The sequence below is a fragment of the Nocardioides lentus genome (genome assembly GCF_039529515.1).
GTDB classification, from domain to species: domain Bacteria; phylum Actinomycetota; class Actinomycetes; order Propionibacteriales; family Nocardioidaceae; genus Nocardioides; species Nocardioides lentus.
In genome coordinates this window covers 129526-153024 of the sequence record NZ_BAAAMY010000004.1, presented here as the reverse complement: position 1 = coordinate 153024, position 23499 = coordinate 129526, and the positions used below count along the sequence as shown (strand labels likewise).

The 23499-nt window shown below is 75.6% G+C and carries 26 protein-coding genes; 13 read left to right on the top strand and 13 right to left on the bottom strand.

Features of this window, described 5'->3' with window-relative positions; all coding sequences use genetic code 11:
- Positions 1–19 precede the first annotated feature (19 nt).
- Together ABD158_RS07520 and ABD158_RS07515 are read right to left on the bottom strand one after the other, a co-directional pair.
- On the bottom strand, positions 20–1102 hold the full coding sequence (locus ABD158_RS07520) for a zinc-binding dehydrogenase (RefSeq protein WP_425573162.1): 1083 nt from the start codon (positions 1100–1102) through the stop codon (positions 20–22).
- The gene (locus tag ABD158_RS07515; protein WP_344005728.1) at positions 1102–2652 is read right to left on the bottom strand and encodes a flavin-containing monooxygenase; all 1551 of its coding nucleotides are present in this window, start codon (positions 2650–2652) and stop codon (positions 1102–1104) included. Before ABD158_RS07515 ends, ABD158_RS07520 begins: the two co-directional genes overlap by 1 nt.
- 69 nt (positions 2653–2721) lie before the next feature.
- On the opposite strand from ABD158_RS07515, the gene ABD158_RS07510 reads away from it, so the two are divergent.
- Positions 2722–3756 carry an AraC family transcriptional regulator gene (locus ABD158_RS07510; protein WP_344005726.1) on the top strand — a complete coding sequence of 345 codons (1035 nt, stop codon included), beginning with the start codon at positions 2722–2724 and terminating at the stop codon, positions 3754–3756.
- On the opposite strand, the gene ABD158_RS07505 is transcribed toward ABD158_RS07510, so the two are convergent.
- Positions 3747–4082 (bottom strand): hypothetical protein, encoded by a 336-nt coding sequence (locus ABD158_RS07505; protein ID WP_344005724.1) that lies wholly within the window; start codon positions 4080–4082, stop codon positions 3747–3749. The genes ABD158_RS07510 and ABD158_RS07505 overlap by 10 nt on opposite strands.
- Before the next feature lie 126 nt (positions 4083–4208).
- Between ABD158_RS07505 and ABD158_RS07500 the strand changes: the two genes are divergently transcribed.
- Both ABD158_RS07500 and ABD158_RS07495 read left to right on the top strand, forming a co-directional pair.
- Positions 4209–5315: an NAD(P)-dependent alcohol dehydrogenase gene (locus tag ABD158_RS07500; RefSeq protein WP_344005723.1), complete on the top strand. Its 1107-nt coding sequence runs from the start codon at positions 4209–4211 to the stop codon at positions 5313–5315.
- Between the two features lie 136 nt (positions 5316–5451).
- Positions 5452–5886: a pyridoxamine 5'-phosphate oxidase family protein gene (locus ABD158_RS07495; RefSeq protein WP_344005721.1), complete on the top strand. Its 435-nt coding sequence runs from the start codon at positions 5452–5454 to the stop codon at positions 5884–5886.
- On the opposite strand, the gene ABD158_RS07490 is transcribed toward ABD158_RS07495, so the two are convergent.
- The gene (locus tag ABD158_RS07490; protein WP_344005719.1) at positions 5828–6571 is read right to left on the bottom strand and encodes a DedA family protein; all 744 of its coding nucleotides are present in this window, start codon (positions 6569–6571) and stop codon (positions 5828–5830) included. The two genes, ABD158_RS07495 and ABD158_RS07490, sit on opposite strands and share 59 nt — an antisense overlap.
- Positions 6572–6862: 291 nt before the next feature.
- Between ABD158_RS07490 and ABD158_RS07485 the strand changes: the two genes are divergently transcribed.
- Complete coding sequence (locus ABD158_RS07485; RefSeq protein ID WP_344005717.1) at positions 6863–7942, top strand: universal stress protein; 1080 nt, start codon at positions 6863–6865, stop codon at positions 7940–7942.
- 160 nt (positions 7943–8102) lie between these two features.
- Here the strand turns inward: ABD158_RS07485 and ABD158_RS07480 are convergent, their stop codons facing one another.
- From ABD158_RS07480 to ABD158_RS07470, 3 genes are all read right to left on the bottom strand, one after another.
- Positions 8103–8672, bottom strand: a complete 570-nt coding sequence (locus ABD158_RS07480; RefSeq protein WP_344005715.1) for a hypothetical protein — start codon at positions 8670–8672, stop codon at positions 8103–8105.
- A gap of 287 nt (positions 8673–8959) precedes the next feature.
- Positions 8960–10618: a class I adenylate-forming enzyme family protein gene (locus ABD158_RS07475; protein WP_344005713.1), complete on the bottom strand. Its 1659-nt coding sequence runs from the start codon at positions 10616–10618 to the stop codon at positions 8960–8962.
- 7 nt (positions 10619–10625) lie between these two features.
- On the bottom strand, positions 10626–11591 hold the full coding sequence (locus ABD158_RS07470; protein ID WP_344005711.1) for a cyclase family protein: 966 nt from the start codon (positions 11589–11591) through the stop codon (positions 10626–10628).
- Positions 11592–11758: 167 nt separating this feature from the next.
- Between ABD158_RS07470 and ABD158_RS07465 the strand changes: the two genes are divergently transcribed.
- The 3 genes from ABD158_RS07465 to ABD158_RS07455 all read left to right on the top strand — a co-directional run bounded on the left by ABD158_RS07465 (position 11759) and on the right by ABD158_RS07455 (position 14139).
- Positions 11759–12673 (top strand): TetR-type transcription factor C-terminal domain-containing protein, encoded by a 915-nt coding sequence (locus ABD158_RS07465; RefSeq protein ID WP_344005709.1) that lies wholly within the window; start codon positions 11759–11761, stop codon positions 12671–12673.
- A 7-nt stretch (positions 12674–12680) separates the two neighbouring features.
- A complete protein-coding gene (locus tag ABD158_RS07460; RefSeq protein WP_344005708.1) occupies positions 12681–13469 on the top strand; it encodes a PaaI family thioesterase in 789 nt (262 codons plus the stop codon).
- Between the two features lie 82 nt (positions 13470–13551).
- A complete protein-coding gene (locus ABD158_RS07455) occupies positions 13552–14139 on the top strand; it encodes a dihydrofolate reductase family protein (RefSeq protein ID WP_344005706.1) in 588 nt (195 codons plus the stop codon).
- Between the two features lie 19 nt (positions 14140–14158).
- Here the strand turns inward: ABD158_RS07455 and ABD158_RS07450 are convergent, their stop codons facing one another.
- The gene (locus ABD158_RS07450) at positions 14159–14482 is read right to left on the bottom strand and encodes a putative quinol monooxygenase (protein WP_344005704.1); all 324 of its coding nucleotides are present in this window, start codon (positions 14480–14482) and stop codon (positions 14159–14161) included.
- Positions 14483–14596: 114 nt separating this feature from the next.
- A complete protein-coding gene (locus ABD158_RS07445) occupies positions 14597–15136 on the bottom strand; it encodes a hypothetical protein (RefSeq protein WP_344005702.1) in 540 nt (179 codons plus the stop codon).
- Positions 15137–15448: 312 nt separating this feature from the next.
- Here ABD158_RS07445 and ABD158_RS07440 point away from each other — a divergent pair, with 312 nt between their 5' ends.
- The gene (locus ABD158_RS07440) at positions 15449–15904 is read left to right on the top strand and encodes a pyridoxamine 5'-phosphate oxidase family protein (RefSeq protein WP_344005700.1); all 456 of its coding nucleotides are present in this window, start codon (positions 15449–15451) and stop codon (positions 15902–15904) included.
- 23 nt (positions 15905–15927) lie between these two features.
- On the opposite strand, the gene ABD158_RS07435 is transcribed toward ABD158_RS07440, so the two are convergent.
- On the bottom strand, positions 15928–17595 hold the full coding sequence (locus ABD158_RS07435) for a sensor histidine kinase (protein WP_344005698.1): 1668 nt from the start codon (positions 17593–17595) through the stop codon (positions 15928–15930).
- A complete protein-coding gene (locus ABD158_RS07430) occupies positions 17592–18260 on the bottom strand; it encodes a response regulator (RefSeq protein WP_344005696.1) in 669 nt (222 codons plus the stop codon). The genes ABD158_RS07435 and ABD158_RS07430 overlap by 4 nt, the downstream gene beginning before the upstream one ends.
- A 125-nt stretch (positions 18261–18385) precedes the next feature.
- Here ABD158_RS07430 and ABD158_RS07425 point away from each other — a divergent pair, with 125 nt between their 5' ends.
- From ABD158_RS07425 to ABD158_RS07405, 5 genes are all read left to right on the top strand, one after another.
- Positions 18386–18829, top strand: a complete 444-nt coding sequence (locus ABD158_RS07425) for a CBS domain-containing protein (RefSeq protein ID WP_344005694.1) — start codon at positions 18386–18388, stop codon at positions 18827–18829.
- Positions 18826–19701: a nitroreductase family protein gene (locus ABD158_RS07420; protein WP_344005692.1), complete on the top strand. Its 876-nt coding sequence runs from the start codon at positions 18826–18828 to the stop codon at positions 19699–19701. The genes ABD158_RS07425 and ABD158_RS07420 overlap by 4 nt, the downstream gene beginning before the upstream one ends.
- Positions 19702–19796: 95 nt before the next feature.
- A complete protein-coding gene (locus tag ABD158_RS07415; RefSeq protein WP_344005690.1) occupies positions 19797–20732 on the top strand; it encodes a universal stress protein in 936 nt (311 codons plus the stop codon).
- Positions 20729–21061, top strand: coding sequence for a hypothetical protein (locus ABD158_RS07410; RefSeq protein ID WP_344005688.1), 333 nt, complete (start codon positions 20729–20731; stop codon positions 21059–21061). The genes ABD158_RS07415 and ABD158_RS07410 overlap by 4 nt, the downstream gene beginning before the upstream one ends.
- Before the next feature lie 33 nt (positions 21062–21094).
- Entirely contained in the window at positions 21095–21331 is a 237-nt protein-coding gene (locus ABD158_RS07405) for a DUF1918 domain-containing protein (RefSeq protein ID WP_344005686.1), read from the top strand.
- Between the two features lie 18 nt (positions 21332–21349).
- On the opposite strand, the gene ABD158_RS07400 is transcribed toward ABD158_RS07405, so the two are convergent.
- Both ABD158_RS07400 and ABD158_RS07395 read right to left on the bottom strand, forming a co-directional pair.
- The gene (locus tag ABD158_RS07400; protein WP_344005684.1) at positions 21350–21925 is read right to left on the bottom strand and encodes a hypothetical protein; all 576 of its coding nucleotides are present in this window, start codon (positions 21923–21925) and stop codon (positions 21350–21352) included.
- Positions 21922–23496 (bottom strand): multicopper oxidase family protein, encoded by a 1575-nt coding sequence (locus tag ABD158_RS07395; protein WP_344005683.1) that lies wholly within the window; start codon positions 23494–23496, stop codon positions 21922–21924. The genes ABD158_RS07400 and ABD158_RS07395 overlap by 4 nt, the downstream gene beginning before the upstream one ends.
- Positions 23497–23499: the final 3 nt, after the last annotated feature.

Here is a 23499-nt window from a genome sequence, read left to right as displayed (position 1 = left end):
TGCCACGGCGTCGCCGACCTCAGGGGCGCACGAGGATCCGCACCGGGCTCCCCTCACGCTCCTTCAGCACCCGGATGCCCTCCGCCACGTCCTCGAGGTCCACGACGCCGCTGATGGAGCGCGACAGGTCCAGCCGACCGGTCGAGACCAGGCGCGCGAGGACCCCGATGTCCGCGACGTCGTAGCCGAGGTGGCCGCGCACCTGGGTGCGTCCGAGGTTGAACAGCATGCTCGAGCCCAGGGACATCTCCTCGGCGCTCATGCCGACGCCGACCAGGCGGCCGCCGTTGCCGAGGGAGGCGAGGGCCTGCTCGAAGGTCACCGCGAGCCCCACGGCGTCGAACGCCGCGTCGAGTCCCTCCCCACCGGTGACCTCGAGGATCCGCGCCGCCAGGTCGGGGTCGCGGGAGTCCAGGGCCAGGTCGGCGCCGAGGTCCAGCGCCCGCTGTCGCACCACGGGGTCGAGGTCGACGGCGACGATCGGGGTCGCACCGACGAGGCGCGCGATCTGCACCACGTGGGTGCCGACGCCGCCGGCGCCCCAGACACCGACGGACTCCCCCACCCGCAGGTCCGCGGTGTGCACCACGGCCCCGTACGGCGTGGAGACGGCGTCGGCGAGGATCGCCGCCTGCTCCATCGAGACGCCGTCGGGGATCCGGGTCAGCCCGAGGGCCTGGGCGAGGGTGTACTGCGCCCACGCGCCGTCGTAGGCGAAGGCCATGAGCGCGAGCGCGGTGCACCGGCCGTACTGCGCGCGGCGGCAGGCCGCGCAGCGGCCGCAGGGGCGACCGGCGGCGGGCACGACCCGGTCGCCGACCGCCCAGCCCTCGACGCCGGGGCCGAGCGCGGCGATGGTCCCCGACGCCTCGTGACCCTGGGTGATCACGGGCGGGCCCATGGCCGGGAAGGTGCCGTCGAGCAGCGACAGGTCGGAGTGGCAGATCCCGCAGAACGCGACCTCGATCAGCACCTCGCCCGGGCCGGGCTCGGGCACGGCGACGTCGGTGACCTCGAAGGTGAGGGTCGCGGTGTCGAGGCGCTGCGCGCGCATCGTGGCGGGGAGGGTGGTGGGCGTCGTGGTGGGCACGGTCGCGGGCATCAGACCGCCACCTCCCGGCGCGCGCTGCCCCCGGCCCGGTCGGCGGCGCCGTCCGGGAGGTCGCCGTACGCCGTGGTGCGCAGGTCGCGGCGGAGGTTGGCGCGCATCGTGGTGAGCGAGTCCAGGACGTAGTTCTGGCGCACCCGCCACGGCCCGGAGTCCCCCTGGCGCGGGAAGGCGTCGATCGAGCGCTGGACGTAGCCGGCGGCGAGGTCGAGCAGCGGGCGCTCGGTCAGGTCGCGGTCGGGCGACGGCTCGACCGTCGCGGCGCCGGTGTCGGCCATCCACCGCAGCACCTTGGTGACGAGCCGGTGCGAGAGGTCGGCGCGCAGCGTCCAGGAGGCGTTGGTGTAGCCGATGCAGACCGCGAAGTTCGGCACGCCGGTCATCATCGCTCCCTGCCAGACGAACTGCTCCGAGAGCGGCACGCGCTCGCCGTCGACGTGCGGCTCGATGCCGCCGAAGGCGAGCAGCTGGAGGCCGGTCGCGGTGACGACGACGTCGGCGGGCAGCACGCGACCGGAGGCGAGCCGGACGCCCTCGGGCACGAAGGTGTCGATGGTGTCGGTGACGACCTCGGCGTCGCCCGCCGTGATGGCCTTGAAGAGGTCGGCGCTCGGCACCGCGCACAGGCGCTGGTCCCACGGGTCGTACGACGGGGTGAAGTGGTCGGCGACCAGCTGCGGGTCGCCGAGGATCTTCGTCGTCATCGACGTCAGCAGGGACCGCGCGCGGTCGGGGTAGCGGCGGCAGAACTGGTAGAAGGCCGTGCCGAAGGTGATGTTCTTGGCGCGCACGAGCCGGTGCGCGAGCCGGGCGGGCAGCACCGCGCGGAGCCGGTCGGCGGTCGCGTCGCGGCTCGGCACGGCGCTGATCCAGGTGGGGCTGCGCTGCAGCATCGTCACGTGCGCGGCCCGGCGCACGCCGGTGGTCTCGTCGTCGCGGACCATCGAGGGGACAAGGGTGACCGCGGTGGCACCGGAGCCGACGACGACGACGCGCTGCCCGGCGTAGTCGAGGTCGGCGGGCCAGAACTGCGGGTGCACGACGGTGCCGGCGAAGTCCTCGAGCCCCGGCAGCGCGGGGGTGTAGGTCTCGTCGTAGTCGTAGTAGCCGGCGCAGGAGTAGAGGAAGTCGCAGGTCATCGCGACCTCCTCGCCGTCGCGCCGCAGGGTGAGGTGCCAGCGGGCCTCGGCGGTGACGAAGTCCGCGGCCACGACCTTGGTGCCGTAGCGGATGCGCTCGTCGATGCCGAACTCCGCGGCGGTCTCCTGGATGTAGCGCAGGATCGTGGGGCCGTCGGCGATCGACTTCGGCTCGCGCCAGGGCTTGAACTCGTAGCCGAGGGTGAACATGTCGGAGTCGGAGCGGACACCCGGGTAGCTGAAGAGGTCCCACGTGCCGCCCATGGCCTCGCGTGACTCCAGGATCAGGTAGTCGCGGTCGGCGACCTCGGTCTGGAGCCGGTAGCCGGCGCCGATGCCGGACAGGCCGGCGCCGACGACGACGACGCCGACGTGGTCGGGCAGGGTCTCGCGTGTCGTGCTCATGCTCCCATCCTGGCGCGGCGCGACGCCTCGTTCTTGATCGAGCGCGACACATGGTTGATCCTGGACGACATGCTCCCCGCCGGTCACAGCGTCATCCGCTCCGCCGGGCTGCGCGGCTTCCGCGCGGTCGTGACCGAGCTGGGCGGCGACGCCGACGACCTCGCCCGGCAGGCCCGCCTCGACCCGGCCGCGCTGGACACCGACGACCTGCTCGTCGACGACGTCGCGGTCGCCACGGTGCTGGAGCTGGCGGCCGACGAGCTGGGGCGCGGCGACCTCGGGCTCCGCGTCGCGGAGCGGCAGGACCTGTCGATGCTGGGTGCGCTCGCGCTCGCCATCGAGAGCTCGCCGACCGTGGCGGACGCGGTGGCGTGCACCTCGCGCTACCTGTTCGTGCACGCCCCGGCGATGCGCATCACCGTCGTCGACGACCCCGAGGGCGTGGCCGGCGTGGACGGCCTGCGCTACGACCTCACCGCGCCCGGCCTCACCCCTCCCCCGCAGGGCACGACGCTCAGCCTCGGCACGCTGCACCGGATCATCCGGTCGCTGGTCGGCGGCGGCTACGGCCTGCGCAGCGTCGACCTCCCGCACCCGCCGGCCGCGCCGCGCGCGGCGTACGAGGACTTCTTCGGCGCCCGGGTGCGCTTCGACCGCCCCTCGGCCCTGCTGCGGATGCCGTCGAGCCTCGGCGCGCTGCCGCTGGCCGGGCGTGACGACACCCTGCGCCGGGTCGCGCTCGAGCACCTGGACCGGCAGGTGCCGGCCTCCGGGGACGCCGTGACCCCGCGCGTGCGCGGCGCGGTGCAGCAGCTGCTCGGCACGGGCGCCCCGGAGGTCGGCCAGGTGGCGCGGCTGCTGGGCGTGCACCCCCGCACGCTGCAGCGGCGGCTCGCCGAGGAGCGGACGAGCTTCACCGCCGTGCTCGACGACGTCCGACGCCAGGAGACGCACCGCTACCTCACGACGACCGACCTCCCCCTCGCGCAGGTGGCCCGCCTCGTCGGCGTCGCGGAGCAGGCCGTGCTGACCCGCCTGGCGCGCCGGTGGTGGGGCCGCACCCCGGCCGTCGTCCGGCGTGGGGCGCGGGCCGCTCAGTCGTAGGTCGCGAAGATCTGGGCCAGGAGCCCGTCGACGCAGCGGCAGGCCTCGAGCCGCCACACCGCACCCTCGCCGTCGGGCTCACGCCAGCTCGCCAGGGCGCCCTGGTCCTGCAGGTGCGCGTCGCGGGACATCTCCGTCAGCAGCGCGGCCTCGACGTGGGCCTCGGCCGGCACCCCCCACCGCTCGTACGCCGTGCCCGAGGCCGCGTCCACCGCCCCGGCCGCCGTGTCGAACGTCGGCCGCGGCGTCGGGTAGGGCAGCGCGAACGGGCCGCCCAGGTCCTCGGGCGCCTCCCCGATCACCGACTGCCAGACGTGGAAGTGCACGGGGCCCCCGTCCCTGGATGGTCCCTGGATGTGCGGTTCCGGTCCGGTGCCCAGACGGGGCCCCCGCCAGACGTGAGCGGCGCTAGCGTGCCTCCGGAGCGCCCGTCCGGACCTGAGGAGAAGCCCGTGAGGATCACTGCCGCCGTCGTCCCCGGCGAGGGACAGCCCCTCGAGATGCGCGAGCTCGAGCTCGACGACCCCCGGCCCGGCGAGGTGCGGGTCAGGCTGAGGGCCAGCGGGATCTGCCACACCGACGCGATCGTGCGCGACCAGTGGTACGACGTGCCGCTGCCGGCGGTGCTGGGCCACGAGGGCGCGGGGGTCGTGGAGGCCGTCGGCGACGGGGTCACGACGGTCGCGGTCGGCGACCACGTGGTCATGAGCTTCGCCAGCTGTGGCACCTGCCGGCTGTGCCTGACCGGTCACCCGGCCTACTGCGCGACCTTCTACGAGCTGAACTTCGGTGGGCGCCGCACCGACGGCTCCACCGCGTTCACCGGCGGCGACGGCGAGGCCGTGTCGTCGCACTTCTTCGGACAGTCGTCGTTCGCGACGCACGCCAACGTCTACGAGCGGTGCCTGGTGACCGTCCCCGCGTCGGCCCCGCTCGAGCTCCTCGCGCCCCTGGGCTGCGGCATCCAGACCGGCGCCGGCGCCGTCCTGAACCGCCTGGACCCGCCGGCCGGCTCCAGCGTCGTCGTCTTCGGCGCCGGGGCGGTGGGCCTCGCGGCCGTGCTCGCCGCGGTGGTCGCGGACGCGACCACGATCGTCGCCGTCGACGTGGTGGGCTCGCGGCTCGCGCTGGCCCGCGAGCTGGGCGCGACCCACACGGTCGACCCTCGCGAGGAGGACGCGGTGGAGCGGATCCGGGAGATCACCGGCGGGGGCGCCGACTTCGCGCTCGACACCACCGGTGTCCCGACGGTCTTCCGCCAGCTGTCGGACTGCCTCGGCGTCCTCGGCCAGGGCGCGATGGTCGGCGCGACGACACCGGGCACCGAGGGGACCGTCGACATCGGGACCACCCTGCTGTCGGGGCAGACGCTCCACATGGTCATCGAGGGCGACTCGGTGCCGCAGAGCTTCATCCCGCGCCTGATCGACCTGTACGAGCAGGGACGCTTCCCCTTCGACCGGCTGGTGAGGACCTACGACTTCGACGCCATCAACGACGGCTTCGCCGACAGCGAGTCCGGTGAGGTCCTGAAGCCCGTCGTGGTCTTCGCCGACTGAGGCCCCCCGACACCGACGAGGGCGCGAGGACCTAGGTCCCCACGACGACGGACTCGCGGCGCTGAGCGGGGGCGGGTCGCCGCGACGATCCTCGAGGGGCCCGGACCTCACCGGGCCCGACGGACGAGGAGCCCCCGTGGACAGGTGGACACCCCGGACGCGCTACGAGGAGATCTCCCCCGAGCGCTGCTGGCCCCTGCTGGAGTCGCAGCAGGTGGGCCGGCTGGTCTGGAACGGGCAGGAGGGCTTGTCGGTGGCCACCATGAACTACGCCGTCGACGACCTCACGGTGCTGCTGCGGACCCTGCCGTACGGCACCGTCGCCCGCGAGTGCGACGACCGGCCCGTGGCCTTCCAGGTCGACCACGCCGAGCCCACCACCCGCACCGGCTGGAGCGTGCTGGTGCGCGGCCGCGCGTTCTTCGACGACGAGGACGAGATCCCCCGCGAGGCGGTCGACGTGTGGCCGGACGGCTCACGCGTCCTGAGGCTCCGCGTCGTGCCGCGGCAGGTCACGGGCCGGCGTCTGGTGCTGGTCGGCGCGGACCGGCGCCCCGCGCTGCTGGCCTGAGCGTCTCGCGGCGCGACCGCGCGCGGATCCGCCGACGACGCACGAGGTGGACGACCACCAGCAGCACCACGAGCGCCAGCGCCGAGATCCCGGCGTACTGCTGGAAGGACTCCACCAGCCCGACCGCGCTCTCCCCCACGGCGTAGCCGAGCGTGAGGGTCCCGGCCGCGGCCAGGGTCACGCCGATCAGGTTCAGCACGAGAAAGACGGGGAGCCGCATGCCCCCGGCCCCCGCCACCGCGTAGGACAGCTGGGTCGGCACGGGCAGGAACTTGGCCAGCACCACCCCGGCCGGTCCCAGCCGGTGCATCGCCCGGTGGGCCCGCTCGGCCCGTGCCGCCGCACGACCGGGATCGCCCCGCGGCGTCAGCATCGCGAGCGCACGGTCGCCCCACCGCCGACCGGCGGCCCAGTAGAGCCAGTCGGTCAGCACCCACAGCGGCACGGTGACGGCGAGGGCGAGGGCCCACGGCACGTCACCCACCCGGATCCGGGCTCCCAGGACGACCTCGGCGACCGTCGACCCGCTCAGCAGGGTGAGCAGCAGCGGGTTCGGGCCGATCAGCAGCGGGATCAGGGGCAGCATCGCGAGGCCGTAGAGCGTGCGGACCACGATCGCGGCGACGAGCGCCCGGTCGACCCGGCGGTCGCGCGACGACCGCGCGCGCTCGGGGGTGGAGGTCACCCGTCCATGGTGACCGAGGCGTGGCTACCGGCTCCGTGGCCGCACGCCGGCGAGGACCGGCAGGTCGAGCCCGTGCCGGTCCCCCGAGCCGAGCCGGACCACCGCCACGCGCCCGCCCCCTCCCCGCTCCTTCTCCCGCCCCGCTCCTCGCGGCGTGGCTCCACCGTGGCCCGTCGGACGAGGCCGATCAGGGCCGTGGTCCCGGCCCGCCGGGTGACCTTCGGCCCGTGCGTCGGCGAGCCGCCGGGGCGAGCCTGGGGGCAGGGGGACCACGGGCGTCCAGGAGGATCCATGACCACCACCCGCCACCCACGACCGCGGGACCGCGACGGCGCCCCGGCGCCCGCCGGCTCGGGGCCCGGCCCGGCCCAGCGCCTCCCCGACACCGGCGTCGTCGTCGGCGTCGACGCGGGGCGGGACCCGGTGCCGCCGACCGGCCCGGCGTCCGGCCGTCCGGTGGGTGCCCCGGCCTGGGCGGCCGCCGAGGCCGCGACCTCGGGACACGGGCTGCTCCTGCTCGCCGCCTGCCGCCCGGACGCCCCCCTCCCGCCGACGTTCGGCGACCAGGCGACGCCCTACGTCGAGCCCGACCGCGTACGGGCGACCGCCGAGCTGGAGCGCCTGGCGCGCGCGATGCGCGAGGGCCGCGACGGGCCCGCACGGGGCGCTCCTGCCGTCACCACCGCGGTGGTCCCCGGACGGGCCGCCGAGGTGATCCTGACCAGCGGCCGGGAGGCGCGGCTGGTCGTCGTCGGCCAGCGCCGCCTCGGGGCCGTACGACGGTGGGCCGAGGGCAGCACCTCGCTGACGGTGGCCTCGCGCAGCCCCGTGCCGGTCGTCGTCGTGCCCGACGACTGGCCGCTGCCCGGGGACCACGACACCACCGACCCGGTGGCGGTCGGCGTGGACCTGCGCCCCGGGGACCTGCGGTCCGGCCCGGCGGGGGCGCCGGGCCGCCACGTCCGCCACCCCCGCCTCGAGCGGGCCGCGGCGAGCATCGCGGTGGCCGCGTCGTTCGCCTCCCGCCGCGGTGTCGCGCTGCGGGTCGTCAGCACCTGGGACGCCCCCGAGGAGATCGGCTGGGCGACCACGTACCGGATCGTGACCGACGAGCGGCGGACCGCGGACCTGCACGACTGGCTCGCCGGGCTCCGCGCCGTGCCGCCCGACCTCGAGGTGCGCGTCGAGGTGAGCACCGGCCGGGCCTCGGAGCACCTCCTCGCCGCAGCCGCCACGAGCGGGCTCACCGTGATCGGTCGACGGTCCGGCGTCCTGGGGCCCGCCGGTCCCCGGCTCGGGGCGGTGGCGCGGGCCCTCCTGCGTCACACCCCCGCTCCGGTCGCGGTCGTCCCCCATCACGACGGCGGCTGATCCTCCTCGCCCGGCTGATCCTCCTCGCCCGGTGGGACCGGCCCGCGGTCCCGGGCGACGTCGACCTCGTCCTGGAGCCCCACAGGACGGTCGGCCGCCTCCCGGCCACCGGGCACCTGCGCGAGCCTCCCGACCAGGCCGCGCGTGGACGCGGCGGCGCTCAGCACGCCCACGGGGCCACGGACGCCTCGTCGGCCCCGGACCGCAGGTGCGGGTCGAACCCGAGGGCGCGAGCGGCGTCGTCGGCACCGGCCGTGTGCTCCTCGAGGACGGCGAGCGCCGCAGCGTCGCGCTGCGCGCCCGGCGCCGGCGCGTGCGGGTCCCGCCAGGGCGGCGGCGTCCAGCGCAGGGGGTCGTGGGTCGCGAGGATCGAGGAGCGCATCGCGAGCCGCGCCTCGAGCCCGTCGACGACCGACTCGCCCCGCTGCCGCAGGTCGGCGTCGTCGGACGTGCTGAGCGCGCGTCCCGCCGCCAGCACCCACCGGCACTCGCGGAACAGGCGCTGGTCGGCGAGGACCAGCGGGTCCGGCGGGGCGGCGGCCATCCGCGCGTCCGTGAACCCGGCGAGCGCGGCCGTCGGGTCGACGAGCGGCCGCGGGGCGGGGAGGGTGGCCTCGTCGTACGCCGGGGAGTCGGCTCCCCCGCCGCCGCCTCCCGGCTCCTCGCCGAGACGGCCCGCCGCGGCCAGCGCCGCCCCCGAGCCGAGACCCACCCCGAGCAGGACGACCACGCCGGCCGTCAGCAGCCGCCGGACGGGCCCGTCCGCCCGGACGTCCGACCGGACGTCCGACCGGACGTCCGACCGGACGTCCGACCGGACGTCCGACCGGGCGCCGGGCCCCCGACGGACATGGGTGCCGGGGCCGGGGCCCGGGTGGTCGTGAGGTCGCGTCGGCACGCTGTGCAACGGGTCCTCCTCGACGGCTCGGGGCACTCCCGAGGCTCGTCGGTCCCCTCACCGGGACCCAGGGTCGAAGGGCCCGCCCTCCTCGTGTCCTTCGGTCCCGGGCCGGCGCCTCAGCCGCGCAGCTCGCGACGCAGGATCTTGCCGGTGACGGTCTTGGGCAGCTCGTCGATCACGACCACCTGACGCGGGTACTTGTAGGCCGCCATCCGCTCCTTGCAGTGCGCGACGAGCGCGTCGGGGGTGGTCGTCGAGCCGGGGACCAGGCTGACGAACGCCTTGACCGTCTCCCCGCGCCGCTCGTCGGGCACCCCGACCACGGCGGACTCGCGGACGTCGGGGTGCTCGGCGAGCACGTCCTCGACCTCGCGCGGCCACACCTTGTAGCCGGACGCGTTGATCATGTCCTTCTTGCGGTCGACGATGAAGATCCAGCCGTCGGCGTCCATGAACCCGACGTCGCCGGTCCGCAGGGCCCCGCCGGGGAGGTTGGCGGCGGTCTCCTCCGGCTTGCGCCAGTAGCCCGGCACCACCTGCGGGCCGTCGGCGACGATCTCGCCGACCTCCCCCAGCGGCAGGTCCTCGCCGTCCTCGCCCACGATCCGCACCACCGTGCTCCAGATCGGCACCCCCACGGACAGCGCGCCCGAGGTGGGGTCCACCGGTGACGGGGAGCCGAACGGCGTGAGCGTCATCGGGCTGGTCGTCTCGGTGAGCCCGTAGGCGTTGTGGACCTGCAGCCCCGTCGCGTCGCGGAAGCGGCGCTCGGCCGTCGGCGAGATCGCCGCGCCCCCGGAGTAGACGGCGACGAACGACGCGACGTGGTCGCGCGTGAACCGCGGCGAGCCCAGCAGCGCGTTCAGGGCGGTGATCGCCCCGATCGTGTACGTCGGGCGGTGCTCGAGCATCGCGTCGAGCACGACGTCGGTCTCGAAGCGGTAGGCGAGCACCAGCGGCATCGGCGCCGCGAAGCTGACCGCGACGTGGCCGATCAGCCCCGTGATGTGGAACAGCGGGGCGATCCCCAGCATCGAGCCGCCCGGTCCGAACCGCGCCCAGTCCCGGTAGGTGGTGGCGGTGAACGCGACGTTGCCGTGGCTGTTCATCGCCCCCTTCGGGACCCCGGTCGTGCCGGAGGTGTAGGTCAGGAAGGCGACATCGTCGGGACCCAGCCGGACCGGCGGCGGGATCCGACCCCGGTGCTCGTCGATGAGGGTGGCCAGGTCGGTCGTGCCCTCGTGGCGTCGCCGGGAGGCGCCGGCGAACAGCCGCCCGTCGTGGCGCGTCTGGTGCTCGAGCTCGCTCGTGGTGAGCACCAGCGACACCGCGCTCCCGGCGTCGCCCGCGGCGAGCACGTCGCGGGCCACCTCGTCGTACAGGCTCTCGAGGCAGACCAGGACGCTCGCGCCGGAGTCGGCGAGCAGGTAGGTCAGCTCCCGGGCGCGGCTCATCGGGTTGATGGAGACCATCACCCCGCCGGCCTTCCAGGTCGCCACCAGGCAGACCACGAACTGCGGCACGTTCTGCAGGTAGACCGCGAGCCGGTCGCCGCGCGCGAAGCCCCGGTCGAGCAGCGCGGAGGCCAGAGCGTCGCTCTGCTCGTCGAGCTCGCGGCGCGACAGCGTGCCGTCGAAGTAGACGACGGCCGCGCCGTCCGGGTCGGCCGCCAGCCCGGCCCGGAACAGCGAGAGCCCGTCCGCGTGCTCGGGCGCGAGGTCGGCCGGCAGGTCGCCGTACAGCCCGAGCCAGGGACGCTCGTCGTACACGCTCACGACGCGCCTACTTGATGGCGATGGGATTGACCGGCGAGCCGCTGCCCTTCGCGACCTTGAGCGGTGCGGCGGCGTAGAAGAACTCGTAGCGGGAGTCCTCGGCGCAGTCCGCCGCCAGCTCCTCGAGGTCGACGATCTCCGTCAGCGTCACGCCGAGGTTGCGCATCAGGGCGTTGTGGAGCATCAGCGCCACCCCGTTGTTCGGGTCGAACGTGACCTCGTTGGCGATGGTGTCGGTGACGAGGTTGGGGATCTCCATGTCCGCGAACCACTGCACCAGCTCGGGGCTGTAGACCAGGCCCGGCTCGCAGAAGCCCTCGTAGAACGCGTCGCCCAGCTCGAAGAAGCGCTGGAGGTAGTTGGTCCGGATGACGAGGATGTCGCGCTTGCGCAGCTCCACGCCCTGCGAGCGCGCGCACTCCTCGAGGTCGGTGTGGGTAAACGTCTCCGCCGAGTCGAGGTAGGGCTTGCCCCGGAAGCGGGCCATGTCGAGCAGGACGGCGCGCCCCACGACGCCCTTCTCCGCGATCGGCTGCACGCTGGCCTTGTCGAGACCGCCGATGGTGGTGCGGGCGTCGTAGCCGTTCCACAGCAGGCCGTCGTACCAGACGTGGCCGAGCGCGTCGTACTGCGTGGAGCCCTGGAGGAACGCGTTGATCTTGTCGTCCGCGTAGTGCAGACCGCCCGGGAACGACGGGCCCTTGCCGCCCTCGTCCCAGTCGCCCTCGTCGAGGATCTGGGTGCGCTCGGCCGGCGAGCGGCCGGGCCACACCGGGTCGCCCTTCGGGTCGCCGATCAGGCGCTGGATCGTGAACACCTTGCCGGCACTGATCAGCCCGGCGGCGGCCACGACCTGCTCGGGGCCGAGGTAGTTCAGCGCGCCGACCTCGTCGTCGTCGCCCCACTTGCCCCAGTTGCTCGGGGCGTCCTTCAGGACCTCTCCGACGGCGGGGGCGGTGGATTCCTCGGGCATGGTTCCTCCTGGGTCGACCGAACGAGCGCTCGGCTCGCACTATGACCCACGTCACGATGCTGGACCCGTCCAGAGGTGTCAAGGCTCGCCGGACGGCCGGCACGACACGCCGCGCCGGAGGGGTTTTCAGGTTTGCTGAAATCGACCGCGGCCGTATCCTCCGGGGCGTGGAGGACGACGACCCGCGGGCGGCGCACCGCCGCGCGCTCGGGGCCAGCGCGCGTGGGCTGCGCCTGGCCCGCGGACTCACCCTGCGCGACGTCGCCGCGCCGCTCGGGATCAGCGTGGCCACCCTCAGCGCGATCGAGAACGGCCGCACGGGCGCCTCCAGCGCGCGCGTGGCCGCTCTCGCCACCCTCCTCGACGTCCCGGTGCAGCGGCTCTTCTCCCCCGTCGACGACGGCCCGCCGGCCCGGCCCGCCGCCTCCGTGGACGGTCCCCGCACCACCGCCGACTGGCGTCGCTTCGAGACGCTCGCTCTCGACCCGGCGCTCGCCGGTGCACTGTCGTCGTTCCTGGAGTTCGGCTACCACGGCGCGACGATGCGGACCATCGCGGAGCGGGCCGGCCTCTCCGTGCCCGGGCTCTACCACCACTACGCCGGCAAGCAGGAGATGCTGCTGGCGATCCTGGACCTGACGATGACCGACCTCCTGGCGCGGGTCACCGCGGCCCGCGCCGACGGGGCCCACCCGGTGACCCGGTTCGCGCTGGTGGTGGAGTGCCTGGCGCTGTTCCACACCCACCGGCGCGAGCTCGGCTTCGTCGGCGCCAGCGAGATGCGCAGCCTCGAGCCGGCCGCGCGCGAGCGGGTCGCGACCGCGCGCCGCCAGGTGCAGCAGGTGGTCGACGACGAGGTCGCGGCGGCGGTCGGGCTGGGAGCCTTCGGCACCGACACGCCGCACGAGGCCGCCCGCGCGGTGGTCACGATGACCACCGCCCTGCCGCAGTGGTTCCGCGCCGACGGCCCCACGAGCGCGGAGCAGGTCGCCGCGCAGTACGTGCGGTTCGCGCTCGACCTGGTGCGTCACCGCCCCACCGACCCGGCCCCGGCCCCGGGTCGCGCGACCCCGCCCGCATGATGGCCCGGTGAGCACCCCGCGCCCGCTCCCGGCCCTGCACGGTGGCCCCGAAGACGCCTTCCGGCTCGGCACGATCGCGCAGGACGGCACCCGGACCACCGGCTCGATGCCCGTCGGGCCCTGGCTCGCCGGGCGCGACGGGCGCACCGCGGCCGGTGCGCTGGGCGTGCTGGTCGACGACGTCCTCGGCTACGCGCTCATCGCCACCCGACCCGACGGCCGCTGGTCGGTCAGCGCGGAGATCACCCTCGACGTCCTCGGGCCGCTGCCGACGAGCGGCGAGCTCACCGCGGTCGCCGAGGTCGACCACGTCGACGCCCTCGGCGCGTACGCCACCGGTCACCTCGTCGACGACCACGACCGCGTCGTCGCGCGGAGCACCCAGCGCGGGCGCTTCGTGCCGCTGTCCGGCGCCGACCCGGCGCCCTCGGCGTACGAGCGGGTCGCGGGCAGCGGCGACGTGGTCGCCTGGCTCGACCGGGCGTACGCCGACGGCGCGCCGTTCGTGGTCCCCGACGTGCTCGCCAACCCGCTCGGCAACGTCCACGGCGGGATCTCGCTGTGCCTGTCCGACCTCGTCGCCCGGCGGGCGGTCGCCGCGCACCTGACGACGGCCTCGCTGCACCTCGCCTACACCTGCGCGATCCCGGTCGGCGCGACCCTCGCGTACGCCGCCGCGGTCCGTCACGCCGGACGCGGCCTCGCCGTCGTCGACGTCACCGGCCACCTCGACGGGCCCGACCAGCGACCCGCCACCCTCGCCCGCGTCGTCCTGCACCCGCACGCCGACCGATGAGTCGAGGCCCCCGACCCGGTCGTGGGTGTCGGGGGCGCGTCGACCGGTCGTGCCCCGTCCGTGACCTCGAGGAGCAGGCGCCATGACCGCGACGTACACCTGGGACGTGTTCTCGACGCTCGACGGCCACGGCTCGTACGCGGCGGGCCCCGGCGAGCGCGACTGGGGCGGCTACTGGGGCCGTCAGGGACCCGAGCTGCTCGCGCGCCGGGCCGAGCAGCTCGCGGAGCCGGTGCACCTCGTCTTCGGGGCCACGACCTTCCGGGAGGTCGCGCCGGCCCTGGCGGCCGGGACCGACCCGCACGCCCTCGACGAGTGGAACCGGCGGCTGCACCGCATGCCGGCGACCGTGGTCTCCGCGACGCTCGACGACACCCTCGGGTGGCCCGACGCGACCCTGGAGCGCGGCGACGGCGTCGAGGTCGTGCGTCGGCTCAAGGCGACCTCCGCGGTGCCGTTGCGCTCGCAGGCCAGCCTGTCGCTGAACTGGGCGCTGCTGGCCGCCGGGCTCGTCGACCGTCTGCAGCTCACCGTGTTCCCGGTGGTCTCGGGTCGCACCGGGACGAGCCCGGTGCTGGCCGGTGCGGGCGACCTCGACCTCGAGCTGCTCGGGAGCCGGGTCCTCGACGGGCACACCCTCGAGCTGCACTACCGCCCGAGCGTGCGGTGAGGCCGCGGCCCGGTGCGCCTCAGAACTCGGCCATCCGGTCCCAGCCGTCCTTGTCCGGCACGTCGACGTAGAGGATCTCGGGGACCTCGGCGACGTACTGCTTGGTGGTGTCGTCGGTGAGGCTGTCCTGGAAGTGCGGCGCCGCGACGTGGGCCTCGCCGGCGGCCTTGTCGGCGAACGCCTCGATGGTCAGCACGGTGTCGGGGTCCTCGACGCTGCGGTAGTGCTCGAACCACAGGTTGCCGGGCTCGGCGCGGGTCGCCTCGAGGAACGGCCGGCTGGCGGCGAGGTAGTCCTCGGCCGCGCCGGGCTTCAGCTTCTTCTTGACGGTGATGACGATCAACGTGGCTCCTCGGGTGCGGGCGGCTCGGTGCCCCCAGTCTGCCGCTCGGGCCCGACGGCCGCGGCGGGACCGCACCGGGACGGGGCCGGGACGGGGCCGGGACGGGTCGGACGGTCAGGGCCACCAGGCGGTCATGCGTGCGGGGTCCCGGCGGAGCAGCTCGTCGAGGAGCCGGCGCCTCGTGTCGGCCAGCTCGGCGGCGGCCACCGGGGTGTCCCAGCAGCGGCGCATCCGCGCGTCGCTCTCGCGCCACATCCGGAGGAGCACCCGCTCGTCGAGCAGCGTCAGGTCGCCCGCCGGACGGGCCGCACCCCGACACCGTCGCGCGCCGGCCCCGCCGACGACGGCGGGGACCCCGGCGGGGTGGGTCGCGGCGCCCAGCAGCGCCACCAGCAGCGCCACGGGGCCGACCAGCTCCCCGAGGCCCACGGCGACGAGCGTGGTGGCCGACGCACCGACGGCGACCCGGCACCCGGTCTCCCACCGGCGGCGCGGGTCCGGCTGGAGAGCGTGGCCGGCGACGAGGCCGGCGACCGACACCAGCACGACCTCCGCAGCCAGCACGGCGGGACCACGCGCGACCAGGACGACCGCCGCGGCGACGGCGGTGACCGCGCCGGCCACCGGGGTCCAGACGGACCGGTAGAGGGGCATGGGCCCAGCCTCGGGAGCCACCCCACCGGCCACCAGGGACGAGAGCCCCGGCGCAGCGGTGACCCCGGACCCTGACGCGCCCCCCGTGGGGAGTGGGGGGATGGGGGCACGAGGAGGCCCGGACCCCGCGCCAGGCGCGACCGGGGGGGCCGTGTCGCGAAGCGTCCGACGGGTCTCGGGCCTCCTCGTGCCCCCGTGCCACGCGCCGGGCCGCGCCCGCACCGTCCCGACGCAGGTCCCACCGACGCAGGTCCCACCGACGCAGGTCCGCGGACCCTGCCGGCCGCCCACCGCAGCGGCTGGACTGGCTCGATGGCTCCCCCTCGCCCGGCCCCGGCCGGCCCCGGCCCCGGCCCCGTGCGGCGCCTCCCCCGCGACTCCTGCTGGCACCTGCTCGCCGCGACACCGGTCGGGCGCGTCGCCTACGTCGAGTCGGGGGGACCCGTCGTCCTCCCCGTGAGCCACGTCGTGCGCGACGGGGCCATCTGGTGGCGGACCGCGACCTGGACCGGCCTGGCGGTCCACCTGCACGGGTGGCGGGTCGCGTTCGAGGCGGACGAGCTGGACGCACCGACACGCAGCGGGTGGAGCGTGCTGGCCCGGGGAGGACTCGAGCACGTGCGGACCGGCGCCGAGCCCGAGCCGGCCGGGGGGTGGCCCACCCCCGTGCCCTGGCCCGACGACCGGCGACGGATGCTCTTCCGGCTCGTCCCGGACGAGCTCACCGGTCGCGCGTTCGGGTCGTGGCCCGGGAGCCCGACCGCCTGACCGGTCGGTGCCGACGCGCCCGGTCAGGGCCCGGGCCCGCCCCCTCCGGCGAGCAGGGGCACCGTCCAGACCAGTCCGGTGCCCCGGCCACCGAGACCGGACCCGACCGTGAGCGTGCCGTCGTGGCGGTGGGCCCGGTCGCGCATGTAGCCGAGACCGCTCTCGTGCCGGTCGACGGGCAGGCCCGTCCCGTCGTCGGCCACCTCGAGACGCACCGACGCCCCGTCCACCACCAGGCGGACCTCGACCGCGGTCGCGTCGGCGTGACGCGAGGCGTTCGACAGCGCCTCGGCGAGCACGGCGAGCAGGTCGGGCGCCACCTCGGCGGGGACCGCCGAGCGGACAGGCCCGTCGAGGACGAGCGTCGGCCGCAGCTTGAGGGTGGTGCCGGCGCGCCCGACGATCTGCTCGACCTCGCTCTGCAGGTCCGGCGCCTCGCCGTCGCTGGCGAGGTCGAAGATCGTGCGGCGGACGTCACGGATCGTGGCGTCGAGGTCGTCGACGGCGCGCTCGATGCGCGCGGCGACCTCGGCGTCCACCACCGCCCTCGCCGCTCCCTGCAGCCCCAGGCCGACCGCGAACAGACGCTGGATGACGAGGTCGTGCAGGTCCCGGGCGATCCGGTCGCGGTCCTCCAGCAGGGCCACGCGCTCGCGGTCGTCGCGGCCGCGACCCACCTCGAGGGCGAGGGCGGCCTGCTCGGCGAAGCCCGCAGGCAGCGACGTGTCGATGCGGTCGACGTCGACCCCACGGTCCGCGGCCCAGGCGAGCGCCAGTGCCCCGCACCCGCCGGCGGCCGTGCTCAGCGGGACGACGACCGTCGCACCGATCTCGGGCCACCCCTCGACGGCGGGCAGCTGGGCCCGGACGTCGCCGGCGAGGTGCGCGCTGACCGCCGCGCGACCCGTGCGCACCACCCGCTGGGTGAGGGTCCCGCTGAGGGCGGCGGCGCGGACCACCTCGGCCATCGCGGGGGCGAACCCCGACACCGCGTGCACCTCGAGGTCCTCCGGCCCGGCGCCCGCCACGATCCAGGCGAAGTCCGCGCTCGCCGTGGCCCGGGCACGCTCCGCGATCATCTCGAGGGACGACCTGGGGTCCCGCGATCCGACCAGCCCCGCCGTGATCTCCGCGCTCGCCGCCAGCCACCGCTGACGGTGCTCGGACTCCTCGTAGAGCTCGGCGTTCTCGATCGCCACCCCCGCCGAGGACGCGAGGGCGACCGCGACCTCGACGTCCTCCTCGGTGAAGTCGGCCGAGCCGTCCTTCTCCGTCAGGTACAGGTTGCCGAACACCCGCCCCCGCACCCGGATCGGCACCCCCAGGAAGGAGCGCATCGGGGGGTGGTGGGGCGGGAACCCGTAGGAGGCGGGGTGCGCGGCGATGTCGTGGAGCCGCAGGGGCGCGGGCCGGTCGATGATGAGCCCGAGCAGGCCGTGGCCCGTGGGGAGCTCGCCGATCGTCGCCACGACGTCGTCCGACACGCCGTGGTGCACGAACGTGCGCAGGCGGGGGCCGGAGCCCGGGTTGAGCACCCCGAGCGCGGCGTACCGGGCGCCGAGGAGCCGTCCGGCGATGCCGACGATGTTGGACAGGACGCGGTCGAGCGAGAGGTCGGACGCGACCGTCGAGGCCGCCTCGAGCAGCAGCCGGGTGTCGAGGGGGGTCGGCCCCGGGGGGTCCTCGGTCACGACGGCGGGACGTCGTGCTTCGCGGCGTACAGCGCAGCCTGGGTGCGGCTCGTCAGGCCCAGCTTGGCCAGCATCGCGGACACGTAGTTCTTGACCGTCTTCTCGGCCAGGTGCATCGACCCGGCGATCTGCCGGTTGGTCAGGCCCTGCCCGATGAGGCCCAGGATCCGCTGCTCCTGCGCCGTCAGCTGGTCGAGCGCGGCGTTGCGTGGTGGCCCGTTCCTCACCCGGTCGAGGACCCGCGACGTCACCTGGGGGTCCAGCAACGACTGGCCGGCGGCCACCCGTCGGACCGAGTCGACGAGGTCGGTGCCCCTCACCTGCTTGAGCACGTAGCCGCTGGCGCCGGCCATGATCGCGGCGAAGACGGCGTCGTCGTCGTCGTACGACGTGAGGATGAGCGCCGAGATCCGCGGGTCGCGGGAGCGGATCTCGCGACAGACGTCGACGCCGCTGCCGTCGGGCAGCCGTCCGTCGAGGACCGCGACGTCGGGTCGGAGCGCGGGGATGCGGCGGGCGGCGTCCCGAGCGGAGCCCGACTCCCCGACGACCTCGATGTCGCCCTCCGCCTCCAGCAGCTCGCGGATCCCCCGCCGCACGATCTCGTGGTCGTCGAGCAGGTAGACCCGGACCGGGCCCGGGGCCGCGTCGACGGCGTCGCTCATGCGTCTCAACCTAGCCATGGCCGGCGTCCCGCGACAGGGGGACCGGAGGCTCCCGATCCCGGGTCCTCGGACCGCAGCCAGGAGCCTGACCGGGGCGGACGCTCGTCGCGAGGAGGGTGGTCCGCGTGCTGGTCCGCGAGGTGATGACGGCCCCGGTGGCGACGACGCGCGTCGACGCCACGGTGACGGCGGCGGTCGAGCTGCTCGCCCTCCACGGACTCTCGAGCCTGCCCGTGGTGGACTCCGACCACCGGGTCGTCGGCGTGGTGAGCGTGGCCGACCTCGCCGCGACGGTCGTGCCGACCGCGGGACGGGCCTGCTCCGGGCCGGTCCTCGACGAACCGACCCGGGCCCGCGTCGTCGCCGAGGTGATGGTCCGCGATCCCGTGTGGGCGAGGCCCACCGACGACGTGGGGACCGCCGCCGCGCGGACGGCGACCGCGGGCGTGCGCGACCTGCCCGTCGTCGACCTCGGCGGCCACGTGGTGGGCCTGCTGAGCCGCGTCGACCTCCGACGCCGCGGTGCCCGGCGGCGGCGCGACCGGACCAGCGGTCCCCCGTCGACATGAGGGCGGGACCCCGCGACCGCCGGCTGTGGTGGGCCGCGACCGTCGCCCTGCGGGCGCCCAGCCTCGGGAACTCCCAGCCCTGGTGCTGGGTCGTGGGCCCCTCCCACCTGGAGCTGCACGCGGTCACCGAGCGGGCTCTCCCCCGCTGGGACCCCGACGGCCGGGGCCTGGTGCTGAGCTGCGGCGTGTCCCTCCACCACGCGCAGGTGGGGTTGCGCGCCTGCGCCCTCGAACCGGTGACCACGCTGCTGCCGGACGGCCCCGGCTCCACCCCGATGGCCCGCATCACCGGCGTCCCCCGTCACCGCGGGGCCGAGGACCTCGCCGCGGTGCTCGCCCTCCTCGCGAGACGTACCGACCGGCGCAGGCTCACCGGGTGGCCCGTCCCACCGGGGAGGCTCGACCGACTGGTCGACGAGGCACGATCGGGCGGCGCGTGCGCGCTCACCGTCGGGTCGGCGCGGAGCCACTGGTGGGCACGGACCCTCCTCGGGGAGGCCCGTCGGACCGCACCGCACCGGTCGCGGGGGTCCCGACCCCCCGAGGGACGGACCACGCTCCGGGCGGGTGACCCGCTGGTGGTGCTGGGCGGCCCGCGCGACGACGTCGACGCCTGGCTCGTCTCGGGTGTCGCCCTCGGGCGTGCGTGGCTGCGTGCGCAGCGGGACGACCTGGCGCTGGTCCCCCTGAGCGAGGTCGTCGAGGTCCCCGGCACGAGGGCGGCGTTGCGTCGCCACGTCGTCGAGGACCGGTTCGAGCCCCACCTCCTCCTCCGGGTCGGGTGGCGGCCGATCGGCCGGCCGCCCGAGCCGTCGCCCCCACGGCTGCCCTCGACGCAGGTGCTGCGGCCCGTCGGCCGCACCGGTGGCTGACGGCGCACCGGACCGGGCACGACCCGGCCTTTGGTCCCGGGACCACGGGATCTCGGCCCGTGCCGACGGCGCCCGGGCACGCCCAGGCTGGCGACATGCAGATCCCCAGCGTCCGACCCGGGTCCGTGGTGGCGGGCGTCGACGGCTCGCGCGACTCGCGTCGGGCCGTGGTGCTGGCCGCCGAGCTCGCGTCGCGCGAGCGCCGTCCGCTCGCCCTCGTGCACGGCGCCGACCCGTCCACGCTGCTGCGCGACCCCGCCTGGGCCCTGATGGCCGGGGTCGACCAGGAGCGACTGTCGGAGGCGGTCCGCGAGGGGGCCCGCGGCCTCCTCGCGGAGGCCGTGGTCCTCGCCGAGCACGTGGCCCCCGACGTGACCTGCGCGACGGCGACCGTCGAGGCGGACGCGCGGGCGACCCTGCTCGAGCTGTCGCGGGTCGCGCACGTCCTGGTGCTGGGGTCGCGCGGCCGCGGCCCGCTGCGGTCGCCGGTGCTGGGCTCGGTGAGCGCGACCGTGGCCCGCCGTGCGCACTGTCCCGTGATCGTCTCCCGCCGGCCCCCACGGGATCCCGCGGCCGACGGCGACCCGGTGCGGGGGATCGGCCAGGTGGTCGTCGGCTGCGACGCGACGGGCGGATCACGGGCCGCGGTCGAGGCCGCCTTCCGACAGGCCGCGCTCTGGCGGGCGCCGCTCCGGGTCGTCCACTGCTTCTGGGACGTCGACGCGGCCCTCCACGGCCACGGCGCGGTCCCGCCCCGGGCCGCCGACGACACCACGGACCTGCGGCTGCTGCTCGCCGAGACACTGGCCGGCCTGCAGGAGAAGTACCCGGACGTCCGGGTCACGCCCGAGCTCCGGCGGGGCCTCGTCGACGTCTGCCTCCCCGAGGGTCTCGGTGCCGACGCGCTGCTCGTGGTCGGTCGCTCGGAGGCCGACCACCGGAGCTGGCACGTGTCGACCGCCCTGGCCGTGCTGGAACGGGCTCACACGGCCGTCCTCGTCGTGCCCGGCGTCGCCGGCGGACCCTCATGAGTCTCCTGGCCGACCCGGTGGCCGGCCGCGCGGCGGAGCAGCCGGTGTCGACCCACGACCGGGCCTCACGCCCCCTGCGCCGCGCCGGGGCCCGGCTGGTCCGGGAGTACGCCGGGGAGGTCCCGCCCGGTCAGGTGCTCGCCCTGGTGGCGCGGGTCGACCGCGCCCTGCGGGCCCTGCCGGGCCTGGACGAGCGGGGGCGGGCCGTCGCCTGCGAGGCCGCGGTGCGGGTCGCCCTGTCGGTCCGGTCGGCCCGGGACGAGGGACGGCCGCCGGACCCGTCGTCGGGGGCCCAAGGTCCCTGCCGGGACCCGGGCCGCCCTGCGTAGCGTCGCGGGACAGCCACGCGGAGGAGCGGAACCATGCACGTCCACCACGGCGACCGGATCCTCGTCCGGGACCGCACCAGCGGCACGGTGCGCGACGCGCTCGTGCTGGACGTGCACGGTCACGACGGGCGTCCGCCCTACCTGGTGAGGTGGACCGACACGGGCGAGGAGGCCGAGCTGGTGCCCGACCCGGAGCACGCCGTCGACCGCGCCGGCCCGACGTACCCCCCGGAGTACGAGCCGGAGCACGACCCCGACCCGGCCGTGTGAGGTCCGGGTGGCCACGGCTCAGCCCAGGAGGACCCGCCAGGCGACCACCGCGAGGGCCGCCACCAGGGACGTCCTCGCGACCAGCGCGCCCACCCGGCCGGGGAGCAGCGCGGAGGCGGCCACGACGGCGACCAGCTCGGCCGCGACGCACACGGCGTCCAGCAGGCCCACGCCCTCGGTGCGCGACCCGGGGAGCCGGGGCACGCCGTCCCCGACGGCCCCGGGCACGGAGGCGGACATGGCCGCCCCGTCGTGGGCGTGGCCACCGGGCATCAGCGGCAGGTCGACGGTGCGGGTCAGCGCGTAGAACGCGATCGCGGCCACCGTGACCAGCGCCCCGACCGCCAGCACCGGCCAGGGCCGGCCGGACCGGACCGCCGCCGTCGCCGCGGCGAGCTGCACGACGGCCGTGAGGACCATGCCGATCCCGAGGAGCGGCACCTCGTGCAGGTGCTCCGGCGCCACCACGAGGTGCAGGAGACCGGCGACGGCGAACGCGGCCACCGCGCCCGCGACCGCCACCGGGTGTGGCGTGGCGGGCCGACGGTCCGCGCCCGCCCCGGACGGGTCCGAGGGGGCCAGCCGGGCGCTCACAGCTCACCTGCCGGCAACCAGGAGGACGGCTCCGAGAGCGGGTCCGGGGCGGGGACGGCCGGGTCGACGATCTCGAACTGGGCCATCATGTCGTGGTCCTCGTGGACCAGGTTGTGGCAGTGCATCATGTAGCGGCCCCGGCCGCGCTCGAACTTCACGAGCACGCGGACGGTCTCCGCCGGGCCGAGGTAGACGACGTCCTTGCCGCCGCACTCGTGCGGGGCCGGCGGGAGGCCGTTACGGCTCAGGACGCGGAAGTCCACGAAGTGGATGTGCACCGGGTGGAACCAGCCCCCGGACTCGTTGACGAGCTCCCAGACCTCGACGTCGTCGAGCCGCGGGTCCGCCAGGACCTTGCGGAAGCCGCTGCGGACCACGTCGTCCCAGGTCGTGCCGTTGATCTTCCACAACCCGTTCTGCCGGTGGAGCCGGAAGCGCCGGGTCCGGAGCGCGGCCCCCTCCGGGACGTTCATCGCGGGCTGCTCGGGGAAGAGCACGTCGGGGACGGCGTTGTCGGTCGTCGGGAAGGGGTCGTCGACCACGTCGAACGCCATCACGGTGCCGGTGCGGGCGTAGTCGACGTTCTTGGGCGGGGAGATGTTGCGCAGGACGACCCGCTGGCCGGGCCGGTGGCGCGAGAAGTCGACGACCACCTCGTACCGCTCGGCCGAGCTGTGGCGGAAGTCCCGGACCACCGTCGGGCTCGGCACCAGCCCGGCGTCGGTGGCGACGACGGTCATGGGGGTGCCGTCGGAGAACGACCACCGGTAGGACCGGGAGATCGAGGCGTTGAGGATCCGGAAGCGGTACTTGCGCCGCTTGACCCGCAGGACCGGCCAGGCGCGACCGTTGACCGCGACCACGTCGCCCCACGCCCCCTTGCCCTCGACGATGTTCAGCAGCGGCACGCCGTCGGTGGTGAACATGTGGTCGGTCACGACGAGGGGCACGTCGAACTCGCCCTTCGGCAACGGCAGCGACTGCTCGAGCGGATCGGTGAGCAGGTAGAGCCCGGCGAGCCCCATGTAGACGTTCTCCGCCGTGTGGTGGGCGCCGTGGTCGTGGTACCAGAGGGTCCGCGCCGGTTGCCAGTTCGGGTAGCGGTAGTCCTTGTACTGGCCGGGGTTGGTGATGTCGCTGGCGTAGCCGTCGTGCTGCGGCAGCGAGGCCGAGCCGTGGAGGTGGACCGACGTCCACGGGGCGTAGCCCCACTGCGGATGGGTCGCCGGCAGCTCGTTGACGAACCGCGCGACGACCTTGCGCCCCTGCACGGCCCGGATCGTCGGACCGGGGGCGATGCCCTCGTAGCCCCAGACCGGGCTGCGCAACCCGGGGACGACCTCGGTGGTCGACTCCCGCATCGTCACGCGGTAGTAGTCGGTGTCGGCGTCCTGCCGCACCGGGGCCAGGACCGGGGGGACGCCGAGCGGCGCGCTGAACGGTGCCGGCAGGGCCGAGGCCGCGAGACGGTGACGCAGGGCGACCGGCCTCAGGCTCGCCTCGAGCGGCAGGGCGACGGCCGCCCCGCCGAGCAGGGCCATCGACAGCAGGTCGCGTCGGTTGACGGGCATGGG

What these genes read in the sequence shown, in the direction of transcription:
- ABD158_RS07520 (WP_425573162.1), bottom strand. Translation starts at nt 1,102, where the DNA reads ATGCCCGCGACCGTGCCCACCACGACGCCCACCACCCTCCCCGCCACG.
- ABD158_RS07515 (WP_344005728.1), bottom strand. Translation starts at nt 2,652, where the DNA reads ATGAGCACGACACGCGAGACCCTGCCCGACCACGTCGGCGTCGTCGTC.
- ABD158_RS07510 (WP_344005726.1), top strand. Translation starts at nt 2,722, where the DNA reads ATGCTCCCCGCCGGTCACAGCGTCATCCGCTCCGCCGGGCTGCGCGGC.
- ABD158_RS07485 (WP_344005717.1), top strand. Translation starts at nt 6,863, where the DNA reads ATGACCACCACCCGCCACCCACGACCGCGGGACCGCGACGGCGCCCCG.
- ABD158_RS07470 (WP_344005711.1), bottom strand. Translation starts at nt 11,591, where the DNA reads ATGCCCGAGGAATCCACCGCCCCCGCCGTCGGAGAGGTCCTGAAGGAC.
- ABD158_RS07455 (WP_344005706.1), top strand. Translation starts at nt 13,552, where the DNA reads ATGACCGCGACGTACACCTGGGACGTGTTCTCGACGCTCGACGGCCAC.
- ABD158_RS07445 (WP_344005702.1), bottom strand. Translation starts at nt 15,136, where the DNA reads ATGCCCCTCTACCGGTCCGTCTGGACCCCGGTGGCCGGCGCGGTCACC.
- ABD158_RS07440 (WP_344005700.1), top strand. Translation starts at nt 15,449, where the DNA reads ATGGCTCCCCCTCGCCCGGCCCCGGCCGGCCCCGGCCCCGGCCCCGTG.
- ABD158_RS07430 (WP_344005696.1), bottom strand. Translation starts at nt 18,260, where the DNA reads ATGAGCGACGCCGTCGACGCGGCCCCGGGCCCGGTCCGGGTCTACCTG.
- ABD158_RS07420 (WP_344005692.1), top strand. Translation starts at nt 18,826, where the DNA reads ATGAGGGCGGGACCCCGCGACCGCCGGCTGTGGTGGGCCGCGACCGTC.
- ABD158_RS07415 (WP_344005690.1), top strand. Translation starts at nt 19,797, where the DNA reads ATGCAGATCCCCAGCGTCCGACCCGGGTCCGTGGTGGCGGGCGTCGAC.
- ABD158_RS07410 (WP_344005688.1), top strand. Translation starts at nt 20,729, where the DNA reads ATGAGTCTCCTGGCCGACCCGGTGGCCGGCCGCGCGGCGGAGCAGCCG.
- ABD158_RS07405 (WP_344005686.1), top strand. Translation starts at nt 21,095, where the DNA reads ATGCACGTCCACCACGGCGACCGGATCCTCGTCCGGGACCGCACCAGC.
- ABD158_RS07395 (WP_344005683.1), bottom strand. Translation starts at nt 23,496, where the DNA reads ATGCCCGTCAACCGACGCGACCTGCTGTCGATGGCCCTGCTCGGCGGG.